Source organism: Crossiella cryophila (assembly GCF_014204915.1).
GTDB lineage: Bacteria > Actinomycetota > Actinomycetes > Mycobacteriales > Pseudonocardiaceae > Crossiella > Crossiella cryophila.
Window position 1 is genome coordinate 1,006,168 of sequence record NZ_JACHMH010000001.1, and the last position, 15,450, is coordinate 1,021,617.

The following is a 15,450-nucleotide window of genomic DNA, read 5'->3' on the forward strand; positions in this document are numbered from 1 at the left end:
GAGGGGGACGGACTGTCAGGGCGGGGCCATAGGGTTTGCCACCGTGGATGTCGACGCGGTGCTGGCACTGGCGCCCGACCAGCAGGTCGTGGCCAGCGCCACCAAGCTGACCGCCCTGGCCGGCTGGGACTGGCTGGGGCGGGACGACCGGCTGCTCTGGGGGCTGTGCCGGGGCAGCGGCGCGAAGCCGTACCAGGTGTGCGTCGACCTGACCGACCGCGCGGCCAGGTGCTCCTGCCCGTCCCGGAAGTTCCCGTGCAAGCACGCGCTGGCCGTGCAGCTGCTGCACGCGCTGGACAAGGTCGAGCCCGGCGTGCCGCCGCCCTGGGCCGCGGAGTGGCTGGGCAGGCGGGAGACCCGAGGGGTGTCCGTGGAGCCTGCGCCCTCGGCCGAGACGGTGCAGCGGCGGGCGGCGGCCAGCGCGCGCACCGCGGCCAAGCGGGCCGCGGCGGTGCAGGCCGGGGTGACCGGGTTGCGCGAGTGGCTGGCCGATCTGGCCACCGGCGGGATCGCCGGGCTGCCCTCGCGGGAGCCGGAGTGGTGGCGGGTGTCGGCGGCCCGGATGGTGGACGCCAAGGCGCCGGGACTGGCCGAGTCGATCACCGAGTTGTCCGCGGTGGTGCGCGCGGGCGGGCGGCACTGGGCCGAGATCGCCGCGGACCGGATCGGCGGGCTGCACCTGCTGGCCACCATCGCGCCGGATCCGCCGGAAGAGCTGGCCGGGGTGGTGCGGCGGCGGCTGGGTTTCACCGTGCGCGAGGAGGAGGTCCGGGCCGGGCAGGGCTGGACGGATCACTGGGTGACGTTGCTGCTGCGGGATTCCGACGACGGGCGGATCCGCACCGTGCAGCAGTGGGCCTGGGCCAGGCAGCGGCGGGAGTGGGTGACCGTGCAGCGGCACGGCGTGCTCGGCGGGCCGGGGCTGATGCCCGCGCTGCCGCTGGGCGGGGAGTTCGAGGGCACGCTGCACCCCTACCCAGCGGGTCTGCCGCGGCGGATGTCGGTGGGGGACATGGGTGAGGTGCACGCGGCCGGGGCGATCGAGCTGCCCGCGGACTGGACCTCGGCACTGGCCGGGCTGGAGCCCGCACTGGTGGCCGATCCCTGGCAGCGTCGGCATCCGCTGGGCTGCCAACAGGTCCGGCTCGGCGTGGCCGGTAACGAGCACGGGCTGGTGGACGCCGAGGACCGGTGGCTGCCGGTGCGCCAGGACAGCGCGGTGGACCGGGCGCTGGCCCTGCACGGCGGCGGGCCGTTCGACGCGGTGTGCCTGTGGAACGGGTGGACGCTGACCCTGGGCGCGGTCGCCGCGCCGGGTCAGGCGCCGGTGGTGCTGACGTGAGCGCGTGGCTGGAGACCGTGCAGCGGCTGCTGGTCGGCGCCACTCGATCCACTGTGGACAGTCAGGAGCTGCTGGCCGACTGCGCCGCGTTCGGGCTGGCCCGGCACGGCGCGGCGCGACCGCGCAGCGGCGGCATCGAACTGCTCGCGCCCGCGCCGGTGGAGACCAGACCGGCCGCCCCGGACCGCACTGCCGCGCTGTTGAGCCAGATCCTGGCCTGGGAGGACGCGCACCTGCTCACCGAGTGGTGCCTGGCGGTGGCCAGGGCGGGCCGGATCGCGCCGCCGAGGGCGCTGCCGGACCTGCTGGCCGCCGGGACCGCGCGCACCGGCTGCCGGCCGGAGATCGTCGAGGTGCTCGGCGGGCGGGGGCGCTGGCTGGCCGGGATGCGGCCGTCCTGGTCCTGGGCCGCGGGCACGCCGGAGACGCCGGACCGGCTGGAGGACCTGAACGACCTGCTCGACCTGCCGCTGCCGCAACGCAAGGCGGGGCTGCGCTGGGCCCGGCTGTCCGATCCGGCCGGGGTACGGCAGCTGATCGCGCAGGGCTGGTCCGGGCTGTGGCGGGCCGGGGACCGGCGGTTGCTGATCACCGCGCTGGCCGACGGGCTCAGTGCCGCTGACGAGCCGCTGCTGGAGTCCGCGCTGGACGACCGGGCCGGTGCGGTGCACAACGAGGCGGTGCGGTTGCTGCGGCTGCTGCCCGGATCCGCGCTGTCCCAGCGGTCCGCGACCCGGTTGCGGGCCGGGCTGCAGGTGTCGAGGGACGAGCTGACCGTGCGCGAGGACGGCCCCTACGGCGCGGAGCCGGATCCGGCCGAGGTGCGCGACCTGTTGCGGGAAGGCACGTTGGAGAGCGGGGTCAGCGGGCGGCTGCTCGGCGCGGCCAGCGGGGTGCCGCCGGAGTTGTTCACCGAACTGCTCGGGCCAGGCGCGGAACGGTTGCTGCGCGGCTCGCCGTGGGCGCCGATGCTGCTCAAGGGGATCGCCGCCGCGCTGCCGCGGTCGACCGATCCGCTGCGCTGGCTGCCCGCGGTGGCCAAGGTGCTCTCCCAGGCCGATCTGCTGGACATCCTCAGCGAGCTGCCGACCGACCTGGCCGCGCGGGCGCTGACCGGGCTGGTCGGCCGGTGGAACTACGACGTGCTCGACCACGCCTGCTCCGCGCTGCCCGGCCCGTGGCCCGCCGAGACCACCAGGGCGGTGCTGGCCCGCTACGCCGAGATGAGCGACCGCCGCTGGCGGCCCGGCTACCCGCCCGAACTGCTGATGCGCCGGGGCGACCTGGGCGTGCTGACGCAGCAGTGGCCGCTGATCAGCCAGCGCTGGCCGGAGCACGGCGCCGAACACTCAGTACTGGAACTGCGCACCGAACTGTTCCGTGCGCTCGACGATCGGAAGGACCCGGCGTGACGACCGAGACCGGCGGCGCACTCCGCCCCAGCGCCGAAGAGCAGTACGCCGCCGAACTGGCCGCGGTCGCCGCCGCGGACGACCGCCCGCGCCCGCCGCGCTGGCGGATGTCCCCGCAGGCGGTGGTGCGTTACGTGCTCGGCGGCAAGCTGCCGGACGGCACCGTGATCACGCCCAAGTACGTCGGCGACCGGCGGCTGGTGGAGGTCGCGGTGGGCACCCTGGTCACCGACCGGGCGCTGCTGCTGCTCGGTGTGCCTGGCACGGCCAAGTCCTGGCTGTCCGAGCATCTGGCGGCCGCGGTCAGCGGTGATTCCACCCTGGTGGTGCAGGGCACAGCCGGCACCGGCGAGGACTCGATCCGCTACGGCTGGAACTACGCCCGGCTGATCGCCGAGGGCCCGAGCGAGGCCGCGCTGGTGCCCTCGCCGGTGCTGCGCGCGATGCGCACCGGGGCGGTGGCCCGGATCGAGGAGCTGACCCGGATGCCCTCGGAGGTGCAGGACTCGCTGATCACCGTGCTCAGTGAGAAGGCGCTGCCGGTGCCGGAGCTGAACATGCAGGTGCAGGCCATCGCCGGGTTCACCATCATCGCCACCGCCAACGACCGGGACCGCGGGGTCAACCAGATGTCGGCCGCGCTGGCCAGGCGGTTCAACACGGTGGTGCTGCCGCCGCCCGCCACCGAGGACGCCGAGGTGGCGATCGTCGCGCAGCGCTCGGCCCAGCTCGGCCGCGCCCTGCAGCTGCCTGCCGAGCCGCCCTCGCTGGCCGAGGTGCGCCGGGTGGTGCGGATCTTCCGCGAGCTGCGCAACGGCGGCACCGCGGACGGCCGCACCCAGCTGAAGAAGCCCAGCGGCAGCCTGTCCACCGCCGAGGCGATCTCGGTGGTGACCAGTGGGATGGCGCTGGCCGCGCACTTCGGCGACGGCACCATCGGCGCGGACGAGCTGGCCGCGGGGCTGCTCGGCGCGGTGGTCAAGGACCGGGTCTCGGACGCGGCCGCGTGGCAGGAGTACCTGGAGGCCGTGGTCAAGGAACGCCAGGAGTGGCGGGACCTCTACCGCGCCTGCCGGGAACTCGGCGTCTGATGGCCCGAACCCAGTCCCTGCCCGAGCGGGTCACCCTGCTCGGCATCCGGCACCACGGCCCCGGCTCGGCGCGGATGGTGCGCGCGGCGCTGGAGGCGCTGGCGCCCAAGGTGATCCTCATCGAGGGGCCGCCGGAGGGGGACGCGCTGCTGGCGCACGTGCCGGAGCTGACGCCGCCGGTGGCGTTGCTGCTGCACGACGAGGCCGATCCGGCCAGCGCCTCGTTCTGGCCGTTCGCCCGCTTCTCCCCCGAGTGGCAGGCGCTGAGCTGGGGCGCCGAACACGGCGCCGCGGTGCGCTTCTTCGACCTGCCCGCGGCGATGTCGCTGGCCAGGGCGGTGAATCCGCCTGCTGAGTCCGCCGAGAAGAAGGTGCTGGTCGATCCGCTGGCGGTGCTGGCAGAGGCGGCCGGGTTCGACGATCCGGAGCGCTGGTGGGAGGACGTGGTCGAGCACTCCGCCGCGGACCCGCTTGGCCTGGCCGAGGCGGTCGCCGAGGCGATGGGCGCGCTGCGCGAGGAGTTCGCCGACACCGTGGACGAGCACACGCTGCGGCGGGAGGCGGCCATGCGGCAGAACCTGCGCAAGGCGCTCAAGGACACCGACGGGCCGATCGCGGTGGTCTGCGGCGCATGGCATGTGCCCGCGCTGCAACAGCTTCCGGCCGCCACCGGGGACGCGGCGCTGCTGCGCGGGCAGCCGAAGCTGAAGGTGGCAGGCAGCTGGGTGCCGTGGAGCCACGGGCGGCTGGCCGCGACCTCCGGCTACGGCGCCGGGGTGGACTCGCCGGGCTGGTACGCGCACCTGTGGGAGCGGGCACCTGCCGGGGACGTGCTGCCGCGCTGGCTGGCCAGGACCGCGCAGGTGTTGCGGGATCAGGGTTTGCCGGCCTCCACGGCGAGTGCGGTGGAGGCGGTGCGGCTGGCCGAGACCCTGGCCGCGATCCGCGGGCGGCCATCGGCCGGGCTGACCGAGGTCACCGAGGCGACCCTGGCGGTGCTCTGCGGCGGGGACGACACCGGGCTGAAGCTGGTGCGGGAACGCCTGGTGGTCGGCGAGGAACTGGGCGCGGTCGGGGACAAGGTGCCGCGCTCGCCACTGGCCGCGGACGTGGCCCGGTTGCAGCGGCGGCTGCGGCTGCCCCCGGAGGCCGCCGAGCGGAACCTGCGGCTGGACCTGCGCAAGGACACCGACCGGGAACGCTCGAAGCTGTTGCGGCGGTTGCGGGTGCTGGAGGTGCACTGGGGCGAGCCGGAGGAGACCGGCGGGCTGGGCACCTTCACCGAGGGCTGGACGCTGCGCTGGGACCCTGGCCTGGCGGTGGCGCTGGCCGCGGCGGCCCGGCACGGCACCACGGTCGAGGCCGCGGCGACCCAGGTGCTGGTCACCGAGTCCGCCCAGCTGCCCAGCGTGGCCGAGGCGGCCCAGGTGCTCGACGTCGCGGTGGGCGCGGAGCTGCCGGCGGCGGTGCTGGCCGCGCGGGCCGGGCTGGACCGGTGCGCCGCGGCGGCCACCGACGCGATCGAACTGCTCACCGCACTGCCCGCGCTGGCCCGCACGGTCCGCTACGGCTCGGTCAGGGACACCGATCCCGAACTGCTGCGCACCGCGTTGCACGGGCTGCTCGCCCGCGGTGCGGTCGGGCTGCCGATGGCCTGCCTGAACATCGACGAGGAGACCGCGGGCCACGCGCTGTCCATTGTGGACGGAGCGCATGAGGCGGTGCGGCTGGCCGCGGACGAGGAGCACGCGGCGGCCTGGTGGGAGGCGTTGCGGCGGCTGGTCGAACTGGGCGCGCGGGATCCGGCCAAGGCCGGGCACGGGCTGCCCACCGGGCGGGCCTGCCGGTTGCTGTGGGAGTCCGGGCGGCTGGACACCGAGGCGGTGGCGGCCCGGCTGCACCGCGCGGTCTCGCTGCGCGGCGTCCCCGGCGCCGCGGCCGCGTTCGTGGCCGGGTTCCTGCACGGCTCGGCCGCGCTGCTGGCCGCGGACACCCGGCTGCTGGGCCTGGTGGACGGCTGGCTGTCCGGACTGGCCGGCGAGGACTTCGAGGACGCGCTGCCGTTGCTGCGGCGCGCGGTGGGCACCTTCAGCGGTCCGGAACGCCGCACCCTGGCCGAGCGGATCGCCGCGGGCGCGGGCCGGACCGCGGTCGCCAACACCGACTGGGACCCCGGGCGGGCCGAGCGGCTGACCGGATTCGTGCGTGAGCTGTACCGGAGGGCGGGCACCCGATGAGCGAGGCGGAACGACTGCGCCGCTGGCGGCTGCTGCTGGGCCCGGCCGCGAACGAGCTGGGCGAGCTGGACGCCGACGACCGGCGCCGGGACGCGGCGCTGACCGCGCTCTACGGCGGTGGCGGGCAGGGCATGCCCGGCGAGAGCGAGGGCAAGCGCAGCGGCGGGCTCAGCTCCAGCGCGCCGGTGCTGCACCGCTGGCTCGGCGATGTGCGCACCTACTTCCCTGCCTCGGTGGTGCAGGTGATGCAGCGGGACGCGGTGGAGCGGCTCGGGCTGACCAAGCTGCTGCTGGAGCCGGAACTGCTGTCCACTGTGGAGCCGGACGTGCGGCTGGTCGGCACCCTGGTCTCGCTGTCCAGGGCGATCCCGGCACGCACCAGGGAGACCGCGCGGCTGGTGGTGCGCAAGGTGGTCGAGGAGATCGAGCAGCGGCTGGCCGAACGGCTGATCGCCGCGGTCGCCGGCGCCGTGGACCGGTCGCGGCGCACCCGCAGGCCGCGACTGTCCGATGTGGACTGGAATGCCACCATCCGGGCCAATCTGCGCAACTACCAGCCCGTCCAGCGCACCGTGGTGGTGGACCAGCTCATCGGCGCCCAGCGGCGCAGCCGCAGTTCGGCGCTCAAGGACGTGCTGCTGCTGGTCGACCAGTCCGGCTCGATGGCCGAGTCGGTGGTCTACTCCGCGGTCTTCGGCGCCACCCTGGCCTCGCTGCGCGCGGTGCACACCCGGCTGGTCGTCTTCGACACCGAGATCGCCGACCTGACCGAGGAACTCGAGGACCCGGTCGACCTGCTCTTCGCCACCCAGCTCGGCGGCGGCACCGACATCAACCGGGCGATGGCCTACGCCCAGCAGCACATCCGCCGCCCGGCCGACACGGTGCTGGTGCTGATCAGCGACCTGTACGAGGGCGGTGTGGCTGGCGAACTGCAACGCCGGGTCCGGGACCTGGTGGCCAGCGGGGTGACCGTGGTGGTGCTGCTGGCCCTGTCCGACAGCGGCAAACCCGCCTACGACCACGAACTGGCCGCCCAGCTCTCCGCACTGGGCGCACCCGCCTTCGCCTGCACCCCTGACCTGTTCCCCGACCTGCTGGCCACGGCGCTGCGCAAGGAGGACGTGGCCGCGTGGGCCGAGTCGGAGGGGATCCAGGTGGGGGCCTAGACCGGCCGCATGCCCGGCTCGAAGGTGGCCAGGCCGAGGATCGGGAAGCCGGGGTAGCCCACCGCGAACAGCTTGCCGGGCACCGGGTCTCCGGCGATCCACAGGCCCTGGACCTGCTGGATGTTGCCGACCAGGTCCAGGTTGGCGTCGCGGAGCTGGATGTTCAGGTCGGTGCCGTTGACCAGCCGGATGACGCCGTGCGCGTTGGCGTGCCCGTCCCGGCCGGGCTGCCACGGGGCCAGCGAGATGCCGACCGGCTGCCACGGGCCAGCCCGCAGCAGTTCCGGCAGCCTGGTCCACGGCTGGTAGCGGCGCTTGGCCGCGTTGTGCCTGCGCAGCTGGATGGGGAAGAAGGCGACCACCGCGACCAGGCAGACCACGCCGAAGATCGTCTCCGCCCCTTGGGTCAGCCAGGCGCCGAGGAAGAGCAGCGCGACAAAGGCGAACGCGCCCAGATGCGGCCAGACCCGGTACCGGACCGCCCGGCTGGACATCTCGGCCCACGCCGCGACCAGCGGATCATCGCCCGCGACACCCGCACTGCCGAAGGACTCCGCGGCAGGCGGCGTCAGGCCGGCCGGGCGCTCGACCCGGCGGCCGGACAACGGCACCCCGAACCCGTCCAGCATGGCCACCACGGCCCCGGCGGAGGAGGGGCCGACCAGCCAGAGCCTGCCGGTCCGCTGTGCCACCCGGTGCGCGACCCGGCCGCGCACCTCGGGGAAGCGCAGGCACGCACCGTCGGCCTCCACCAGGAAGTGGCGGGCGGTCACGCCGAGCACGGTGACCGGGACCGGACGCCAGCGTTCCGCCCGCATGAGGTCCCGGCTCCCCCGCATGACCGGCCCGTACCGGATCAGCATGCCCAGCAGCAGCACCACGAGCAGCAGCAGGAGACCCAGCACGACCTGCAGCGCCTCGGTGCGGAGGTCCACCACGGTGAACAGCAGCCACACCGCCCCGGCCAGCACGATCACCAGCACCGGCGTGATGAGCAAGTTGCGCAAGTAGGTCTGGACGGCCGCGGCGCGCGGGTCCTCGATCGCGGGACGGTCGGTCACCGGATGGGCGACCACGGCGGGCGGGATGGGCTGCACCGGCCAAGGATAGAGACCGACGTCGCTCGGTCGGTTGACTTTCCTCCAACCCCAACTCAAGTTAGCCTTGCCTAAGTTGGAGGTGATCCGTGGAGACCAAGAGTCGTCGCCCACCGATGCCTGGGGCCGCAGAGCGGGCCAGGACGATGGGTGTCCGAGGCGGCAAGGCAGTGCTGATGCCCGCGGTGGAGGGGGAGACGCCGCGGGTGGAGCCATTGCTGCACCACGTGCACGCGGACGGGTCGACCTCGCTGCTGCTCGATGAGGACCACGAGCTGGTCGGACTGGCCTGGCAGGCCCCGCACGGGGAGCTGACCGCCATGGTCGAGCTGACCGACCCGGCGCCGGTGCGGCTGCGCGAGCCGGTGCGCGGACTGCTCTGGATCACCGGTTTCCTGCAGGCGCTGGACGAGCGCGGGGCCCGCGCCGAAGCCCTGTCGGTGGCCGTGACCAGGCCGGATCCCCGGCTGCTCGACGTCGGGCACGGGGCGACCATGCTGCGTCTCGTGCCTGCCTCGCTGGTGCTGGCCGACGCCGAGGGCACCTGCTCGCTGACCCCGCAGGAGTACACCAAGGCCGAGCCGGACCCGTTCTGCCTCATGGAGGACGACTGGCTGCGGCACCTGGAGCTGTCCCACCGCGATGTGGTGGACCTGCTCGCCCGGCACATCCCCGAGCAGTTGCAGGGCGGGCACGTGCGGCCGCTGGGGCTGGACCGGCTCGGGCTGCGGCTGCGGGTGGAGGCGGCCGACGGCGACCACGACGTGCGGCTGGCCTTCTCCAAGTCGGTGACCACCCAGCACGAGCTGTCCCTGGAACTGCGCCGCCTGGTCGGCTGCCCGTTCATGGCCTCCCTGCACAGCGACTGAACCCCGGCACCCCGCACAGCACGAAGCCCGGCTCCTGCCGGGAAGCCGGGCTTCGTGGTTCGGCCTGGGAGGGGGCCACGTCCTCCCGGACCGGGGTCTAGCGGATGTGCATGCCCGAGATCTGCCGGGCGATCACCAGGCGCTGGATCTCACTGGTGCCCTCGAAGATGGTGAAGATCTTGCTGTCCCGGTGCCAGCGTTCCACCGGGTGCTCGCGGGTGTAGCCGTTGCCGCCCAGGATCTGGATCGCCCGCTCGGTCGCCCAGACCGCGACCTCACCGGCCTTCAGCTTGGACATCGAGCCCTCGGCCGCCTCGAACTTGGCCTCGTTGCGCCCCATCCAGGCCGCCCGCCAGACCAGCAGCCGGGCCGCGTCGATCTCCATCTTCATATCGGCCAGGGTGAAGGCGATGGACTGGTTCTCGATGATCGGGCGGCCGAAGGTGATCCGCTGCTTGGCGTAGTCCAGCGCGTACTCATACGCCGCCCTGGCGATGCCGATGGCCATCGCGCCCACCGGCGGCCTGGTCAGCTCGAAGGTCTTCATCGCGGCCTGGGCGCCGCCCTTCTTGCCCTCCCTGGCCCTGGCCAGCTTCTCGTCCAGCTTGTCCTTGCCGCCGAGCAGGCAGCTGCCGGGCACCCGGACGTCGTCCAGGAACACATCGGCGGTGTGCGAGGCACGCAGGCCGTGCTTCTTGATCTTCTTGGTGGCGACCAGGCCCTTGGTGCCGGGCGGCACGATGAAGGCGGCCTGACCCCGGGAGCCCAGTTCCTTGTCCACCACGGCCTGCACCACGTGCACGTTGGCGATGCCGCCGTTGGTGGCCCAGGCCTTCTGGCCGTTGAGCACCCACTCGTCCTTGGCCTCGTCGTAGACCGCGCGGGTGCGCATGGCCGAGACGTCCGAACCGGCCTCCGGCTCCGAGGAGCAGAACGCGGCCACCTTGGGGTCGTCCACCTCGCCGAAGCACTGCGGCACCCACTCCACGAACTGCTCAGGCGTGCCTGCGGCGAAGATCCCGGCCACCGCCAGGTTGGTGCCGAAGATCGCCAGGCCGATGCCCGCGTCGCCCCAGAACAGCTCCTCCAGCACGATCGGCAGGGAGAGCCCGGTGGGGTCGGCGTAGAAGGTGGCCAGCGACTCGAAGTTGTACAGCCCGATCTTGGCCGCCTCCTGGATCAGCGGCCAGGGCGTCTCCTCCCGCTCATCCCATTCGGCGGCGGCTGGCCGAACCGAGTCCGCGGCGAACCCGTGCACCCAGTCACGGAGATCGCGCTGTTCCTCGTTCAGTTCCAGTGAGAAGGTCACCGGTGCTACTCCCTCACGCCTTGGGGATGCTGAACAGGTTGGACAGGCCCGCGGCGAACCCCAGGTCGCCCTTCACCTTGATCTTGCCGGTCATGAACATCACCGGGGCGGAGCCGTTGCCGGAGGCGAGTTTGAGGAACTCGGCCGGGGACAGCGTCACGGTCACCCTCGGCTCGGCCTGGTTGTCCTTGTTCACCGAACAGGCGCCGTCGGCGATCACCGTCTCGTAGCGCTCGAAGTCCTCGCCGGCCTGGATCCGCCAGTGCACGATCGCCTTGGCCGTGCCTGCCTTCTCCGCCTTGAAGTGCGCCTCCATCCGGCGGAACACCTCGTCCAGCACCCGCACCCGCAGCTCGGGCCGGGCCATCACGGCCTCGATCTGGTCCTTGGACGCCCGCGAGATGAGCCGCGCGAAGGTCTGCGGGTCCATCGAGCTGAGGTCGACGGTCCCCCCGTTGCTGGCCACCTCGGAGGCGGCGGAGAGGAGCGAGACGAACTCCTCCTTGCTGATCTTCTTCGGATCGACCTCGGCAAGGGCGGCGATCGGATCGCTGTTCGTCATCAAAACCTCCCGCTTACCTACTGACGAGTAACTCTACTTTCGAGTAGGTTCCCTGGCAAGAGTACCCTTCCTGTCACGTCAACGGGGGTGCCAATGACCGATAACCGGGCTGAGTCCAACGGCGACCGACCCGCGCGCGCGAAACGACTGCCACGGGCGGTCCGGGAACGCCAGATCCTGGACGCCGCGGTGGCGGTGTTCTCCCAGCGCGGGTACCACGCCGCGTCCATGGACGAGATCTCCGAGGTCGCCGGGATCTCCAAGCCGATGATCTACGCCTACCTGGGCGCCAAGGAGGAGCTGTTCGCCGCCTGCATCCAGCGGGAGGCGACCAGGCTGGTGGAGGCGATCGCCGGGGTGGTGGACGAGAGCCTGCCGCCGCGCGAGCAGCTCTGGCGCGGCATCCAGGGCTTCTTCGCCTTCGTCGCGGACAACCGGGACTCCTGGCGGGTGCTGCACCGGCAGGCAGGCACCCAGGGCGAGCCGTTCGCGGCCGAGCTGACCGCTGGCCGCAAGCGGGCCATCTCGGTGATCGGGCTGCTGCTGGAGCACGCGGCCCAGGCCCAGGGCGTGGGTTCCTTCGCCGAGGGCCAGACCGAGCCGCTGGCCGCCGGGCTGGTCGGCGCGGGCGAATCGCTGGCCGACTGGTGGCTGGACCACCCGGAGGAGACGCCCAAGGCGATGTCCGGGCGGCTGATGAACCTGGTCTGGATGGGCTTCGGCAACCTGGTGCAGGGCACCGGCTGGCGGCCGTCGCAGGCCGAGGACGCCGGGTTGCAGCGCAGCGACGAGGTCAGCGCCTGAGCCGGTTCAGCCGCTGATCAGCCTGGCCGCGCCGACCAGGCCCGCGTCCCCGCCAAGGGTGGCCGGGACCACCCGCAGGCCGGCCAGGAAGGACAGGCCGGCGTGGGTGTCCAGGCAGCGGCGGATCGGGTCGAACAACAGCGGCCCGACCGCGGCCACCCCGCCGCCGATGACCACCAGGTCCAGGTCGCAGACCGCGGCCGCGGCGGCGATGGCCAGGCCGACCGCGTGCCCGCCGCGCTCGAAGGCGGCCAGCGCCAGCTGATCGCCCGCGCGCGCGTCCGCGGCCAGTGCGACCGTGTCCTGGCCGGTCCAGCCCTGCTCGCGGGCCCAGCGGGACAGGTGCGGGCCACCGGCCACCGTCTCCACGCAGCCGCGTCCGCCGCAGGTGCAGGGGTGGCCGTCCGGCTCGACCACCACGTGCCCGATGTGGCCCGCGTTGCCGGTGCGCCCGCCGAAGGGCCGCCCGCCCAGCACCAGTCCGCCGCCGACCCCGGTGGAGACCACCATGCCCAGCATGAAGTCGGTGCCCTGACCGGCCCCTGCCCAGTGCTCGCCGAGCGCGGTGCAGGCGCCGTCCACGGCCAGTGCCACCGGCAGGCCGGGCAGCAGCGCGCTGATCCGGTCCCGCAGCGGGAAGTCCTGCCAGCCACTGATGTTGATCGGGCTGACCGTGCCCCTGGTGGTGTCCACCGGTCCCGCGCAGCCGACGCCGATCCCGCGCACCGCCGCGCCTTCCGGCCCGGACAGCGCTTCCTCGATCACCTCGGTGACCGCGGTCCAGGCCGCCTCGCGATCGTGCGCCGGGGTGGGTCGGCGGGCGGTGCGCAGCAGAGTGCCGGAGCCGTCCACCAGACCGGCGGCGATCTTGGTGCCGCCCACGTCGACGGCCAGCGCGAGATCGCTCATCGGTTGCTCCATCCACAGGCCCGCATGATCACTTGTCCACAGATTCCACAGGTTCATCCACACACGGCGAAGCGGCCGTCATACTGTCCACTGTAGACAGTATGACGGCCGCGCCGGCGCGTTGGGTCAGGCCTCGCTGCGGCCCTGGTGGGTCGGATCCAGCACCCTGGCCAGGAAGGTCTGGGTGCGCTCCTGCCGGGGGTTGCCGATCACCTGCTCGGCCGGGCCCTCCTCGACCACGTGGCCGTCGTCCATGAACAGCACCCGGTCGGCCACCTCACGGGCGAACTGCATCTCGTGCGTGACCACCAGCATGGTCATGCCCTCGTCGGCGAGCTGGCGCATCACGCCGAGCACGTCGCCGACCAGTTCCGGGTCCAGCGCGGAGGTCGGCTCGTCGAAGAGCATCAGCTCCGGGTTCATCGACAGCGCGCGGGCGATGGCCACCCGCTGCTGCTGACCGCCGGAGAGCTGGGCCGGCATCGAGGTGGCTTTCTCCGACAGCCCGACCCGCTCCAGGTTCTCGTGCGCGATCCGCTCGGCCTCGGCCTTGCCCCGCTTGAGCACCTTGCGCTGGGCCACGGTGAGGTTGTCCAGCACGCTCAGGTGCGAGAACAGGTTGAACGACTGGAAGACCATGCCGATCTTGATCCGGGCGCCGTCCAGATCGCAGTCCTCGTCGGTCAGCTCGACCCCGTTGACCACCACGGTGCCCGCACTGGGTTCCTCCAGCAGGTTCACGCAGCGCAGCAGGGTGGACTTGCCGGAGCCGGACGGGCCGATCACGCACACGACCTCGCCACGGGCCACCGACAGGTCGATGCCCTTGAGCACCTCCAGCGGGCCGAAGCTCTTGTGCAGCTGCGACACCACGACCATGGGCTGTTCGGTCATCACTTGCCCCCCTTCGCAGTGGTGTTGGCCTTGCGCTCCAGCCGCTGCTGCAGGATCGACAGCGGGATGGTGATGATCAGGTAGCACAGGCCGGCGACCACGAACGGCGTCATGCTGCGGTACTGGCTCAGCGCCTGGCGGCCGAACTGGGCCAGCTCCTGCTGATCCAGCGTGGAGCCGATGAAGAACACCAGCGAGGAGTCCTTGACCAGCATGATCAGCTCGTTGGTCAGCGGCGGCAGGATGATCCGGAACGCCTGCGGGATGACCACGGTGATCATGGTGCGGGCCGGGGACATGCCCAGCGAACGAGCCGCCTCGACCTGTCCCTTGGGCACCGCCTTGATCCCGGCCCTGATCGTCTCGGCCATGTAGGCCGAGGCCACGATGCCCAGCGCCAGGGTGATGATCACCATGCGGTCGATCAGGGTGCCGGGGAAGGCGGTGGGGATGCCGAAGCCGACCGCGAGGAAGACCAGCAGCGCGGGCAGGCCGCGGAAGAACTCGATGTAGAGGGTGGCGATCCAGCGGTACGGGCCGACCGAGGACAACCGCATCAGCGCGAGCACGACACCGAAGACGATGCCGAAGGAGAAGCCCAGCGCGGTGTAGATGATGGTGTTCTTCAGCGCGATGACGATGACGTTCGGGAACAGCTCCGCCGCGACGTCGAGGTCGAGGAACGAAGTGGCGATCTTGCCCCAGTCGGCGGCGAAGGCCAGCACCACGAGGATGACGACGAGCGCGCCGTACTGGATGCCCCGGAACAGCCGGGCACGCTGTCTCCGGCTCATGCCGGTCTTTCCTGACATCACAAGCTCCTGGCAAACAGACAGGGCCGGTGCGGATCGCGCACCGGCCCCGGACGGTCGGGTCAGCCCTGCTTGGGCTTCTCCTTGAACCATTTCTCGTAGAGGGTCGCGTAGGTGCCGTCGCTCTTGGCCTTGGCCAGCACCTCGTTGACCTTCTTCAGCAGCGCGTCGTTGCCCTTGCGGACGCCGATGCCGTAGTTCTCATTGGTGTTGAACGCCGTGGTCATCTCGACGTCGGTGTTCTTGCGCGCGTAGTCCTTGAGCACGAAGTCGTCGTTGATGGCCGCGTCCACCGAGCCGTTCTTCACCGACTCCAGCAGCAGGCCGAGGTCCTCGAAGGTCACCTTCTTCACGTCATCGCCGGTGTTCTTCTCGGCGTAGACCTTGCCGGTGGTGTCGGCCTGGACGCCCAGCTTCTTGCCCTTGAGCGAGTCCAGGTTGGTGACCCCGGAACCCTTCTTGACCAGCAGCGCCTGGGTGGCCAGGAAGTACGGGCTGGAGAAGTCGAAGTTCTGCTTGCGGGTGTCGGTGATGGTCATCCCGGCCGCGGCCACATCGCACTTGTTGATGTTGAGGTCCTGGCCGGAGGCGATCGTGTCGAACGGGCCGTCCACGATCTCCTGCTTGACGCCCAGGTCCTTGGCGACCAGGTCCACCAGGTCCACGTCGAACCCGACGATGTTGTTGCCCTCCTTGAACTGGAAGGGCTCGTACGGCAGGTGGGTGCAGGTCTTGATCTTTCCGGCCTCGGCCAGCTGCACACCGTTGGCGGTGGTGGTGCCGCCTCCGCCGCCGCACGCGGACGCGGCGAGCAGCAGGGCTGCCGCCGGCAGCAGGGCGAGCACCTGGTGTCTGGATCGACGAGCCACGGTGTCACTCCTCGTAGTCAGTTTCCGGGCAAGTTCTGCGCATCCTGCCATCCTGATGGGCCCTAGCACAGCAG

General features: G+C 72.2%; 14 protein-coding genes. 7 read left to right on the forward strand and 7 right to left on the reverse strand.

Annotated features, from left to right (window positions below):
* The first annotated feature begins 43 nt into the window (after positions 1-43).
* Genes HNR67_RS04835 through HNR67_RS04855 form a run of 5 tightly spaced genes read left to right on the forward strand, consistent with a single transcriptional unit; the run spans position 44 to position 7,251 of the window.
* Entirely contained in the window at positions 44-1,342 is a 1,299-nt protein-coding gene (locus tag HNR67_RS04835; RefSeq protein WP_185000915.1) for an SWIM zinc finger family protein, read from the forward strand.
* Positions 1,339-2,754, forward strand: a complete 1,416-nt coding sequence (locus HNR67_RS04840; RefSeq protein ID WP_185000916.1) for a DUF5691 domain-containing protein — start codon at positions 1,339-1,341, stop codon at positions 2,752-2,754. Before HNR67_RS04835 ends, HNR67_RS04840 begins: the two co-directional genes overlap by 4 nt.
* Positions 2,751-3,845 carry an ATP-binding protein gene (locus HNR67_RS04845; protein WP_185000917.1) on the forward strand — a complete coding sequence of 365 codons (1,095 nt, stop codon included), beginning with the start codon at positions 2,751-2,753 and terminating at the stop codon, positions 3,843-3,845. The genes HNR67_RS04840 and HNR67_RS04845 overlap by 4 nt, the downstream gene beginning before the upstream one ends.
* On the forward strand, positions 3,845-6,082 hold the full coding sequence (locus HNR67_RS04850) for a DUF5682 family protein (protein WP_185000918.1): 2,238 nt from the start codon (positions 3,845-3,847) through the stop codon (positions 6,080-6,082). The genes HNR67_RS04845 and HNR67_RS04850 overlap by 1 nt, the downstream gene beginning before the upstream one ends.
* The gene (locus tag HNR67_RS04855; RefSeq protein ID WP_185000919.1) at positions 6,079-7,251 is read left to right on the forward strand and encodes a VWA domain-containing protein; all 1,173 of its coding nucleotides are present in this window, start codon (positions 6,079-6,081) and stop codon (positions 7,249-7,251) included. The genes HNR67_RS04850 and HNR67_RS04855 overlap by 4 nt, the downstream gene beginning before the upstream one ends.
* On the opposite strand, the gene HNR67_RS04860 is transcribed toward HNR67_RS04855, so the two are convergent.
* The gene (locus tag HNR67_RS04860; protein ID WP_185000920.1) at positions 7,248-8,348 is read right to left on the reverse strand and encodes a hypothetical protein; all 1,101 of its coding nucleotides are present in this window, start codon (positions 8,346-8,348) and stop codon (positions 7,248-7,250) included. The genes HNR67_RS04855 and HNR67_RS04860 overlap by 4 nt on opposite strands.
* A gap of 116 nt (positions 8,349-8,464) precedes the next feature.
* Here HNR67_RS04860 and HNR67_RS04865 point away from each other — a divergent pair, with 116 nt between their 5' ends.
* Positions 8,465-9,217 (forward strand): DUF2470 domain-containing protein, encoded by a 753-nt coding sequence (locus HNR67_RS04865; RefSeq protein ID WP_185000921.1) that lies wholly within the window; start codon positions 8,465-8,467, stop codon positions 9,215-9,217.
* 97 nt (positions 9,218-9,314) lie between these two features.
* On the opposite strand, the gene HNR67_RS04870 is transcribed toward HNR67_RS04865, so the two are convergent.
* Together HNR67_RS04870 and HNR67_RS04875 are read right to left on the reverse strand one after the other, a co-directional pair.
* A complete protein-coding gene (locus HNR67_RS04870) occupies positions 9,315-10,526 on the reverse strand; it encodes an acyl-CoA dehydrogenase family protein (RefSeq protein ID WP_185000922.1) in 1,212 nt (403 codons plus the stop codon).
* A 13-nt stretch (positions 10,527-10,539) separates the two neighbouring features.
* The gene (locus HNR67_RS04875) at positions 10,540-11,088 is read right to left on the reverse strand and encodes an SCP2 sterol-binding domain-containing protein (protein WP_185000923.1); all 549 of its coding nucleotides are present in this window, start codon (positions 11,086-11,088) and stop codon (positions 10,540-10,542) included.
* Positions 11,089-11,181: 93 nt separating this feature from the next.
* Between HNR67_RS04875 and HNR67_RS04880 the strand changes: the two genes are divergently transcribed.
* Entirely contained in the window at positions 11,182-11,892 is a 711-nt protein-coding gene (locus HNR67_RS04880) for a TetR/AcrR family transcriptional regulator (RefSeq protein ID WP_185000924.1), read from the forward strand.
* Positions 11,893-11,898: 6 nt separating this feature from the next.
* Here HNR67_RS04880 and HNR67_RS04885 read toward each other — a convergent pair whose 3' ends face one another.
* From HNR67_RS04885 to HNR67_RS04900, 4 genes are all read right to left on the reverse strand, one after another.
* Positions 11,899-12,801, reverse strand: coding sequence for an ROK family protein (locus HNR67_RS04885; RefSeq protein WP_185000925.1), 903 nt, complete (start codon positions 12,799-12,801; stop codon positions 11,899-11,901).
* 126 nt (positions 12,802-12,927) lie between these two features.
* A complete protein-coding gene (locus HNR67_RS04890; RefSeq protein ID WP_281403228.1) occupies positions 12,928-13,695 on the reverse strand; it encodes an amino acid ABC transporter ATP-binding protein in 768 nt (255 codons plus the stop codon).
* Positions 13,695-14,489, reverse strand: coding sequence for an amino acid ABC transporter permease (locus tag HNR67_RS04895; RefSeq protein WP_185010148.1), 795 nt, complete (start codon positions 14,487-14,489; stop codon positions 13,695-13,697). Before HNR67_RS04895 ends, HNR67_RS04890 begins: the two co-directional genes overlap by 1 nt.
* Before the next feature lie 80 nt (positions 14,490-14,569).
* Positions 14,570-15,376 carry a transporter substrate-binding domain-containing protein gene (locus HNR67_RS04900; RefSeq protein ID WP_312986449.1) on the reverse strand — a complete coding sequence of 269 codons (807 nt, stop codon included), beginning with the start codon at positions 15,374-15,376 and terminating at the stop codon, positions 14,570-14,572.
* Positions 15,377-15,450 lie beyond the last annotated feature (74 nt).

Excerpts from the sequence above, each read along its gene's own strand:
- HNR67_RS04850 (WP_185000918.1), top strand. The coding sequence starts at position 3,845 with ATGGCCCGAACCCAGTCCCTGCCCGAGCGGGTCACCCTGCTCGGCATC.
- HNR67_RS04855 (WP_185000919.1), top strand. The coding sequence starts at position 6,079 with ATGAGCGAGGCGGAACGACTGCGCCGCTGGCGGCTGCTGCTGGGCCCG.
- HNR67_RS04865 (WP_185000921.1), top strand. The coding sequence starts at position 8,465 with ATGCCTGGGGCCGCAGAGCGGGCCAGGACGATGGGTGTCCGAGGCGGC.
- HNR67_RS04875 (WP_185000923.1), bottom strand. The coding sequence starts at position 11,088 with ATGACGAACAGCGATCCGATCGCCGCCCTTGCCGAGGTCGATCCGAAG.
- HNR67_RS04880 (WP_185000924.1), top strand. The coding sequence starts at position 11,182 with ATGACCGATAACCGGGCTGAGTCCAACGGCGACCGACCCGCGCGCGCG.
- HNR67_RS04885 (WP_185000925.1), bottom strand. The coding sequence starts at position 12,801 with ATGAGCGATCTCGCGCTGGCCGTCGACGTGGGCGGCACCAAGATCGCC.
- HNR67_RS04890 (WP_281403228.1), bottom strand. The coding sequence starts at position 13,695 with ATGACCGAACAGCCCATGGTCGTGGTGTCGCAGCTGCACAAGAGCTTC.
- HNR67_RS04895 (WP_185010148.1), bottom strand. The coding sequence starts at position 14,489 with ATGAGCCGGAGACAGCGTGCCCGGCTGTTCCGGGGCATCCAGTACGGC.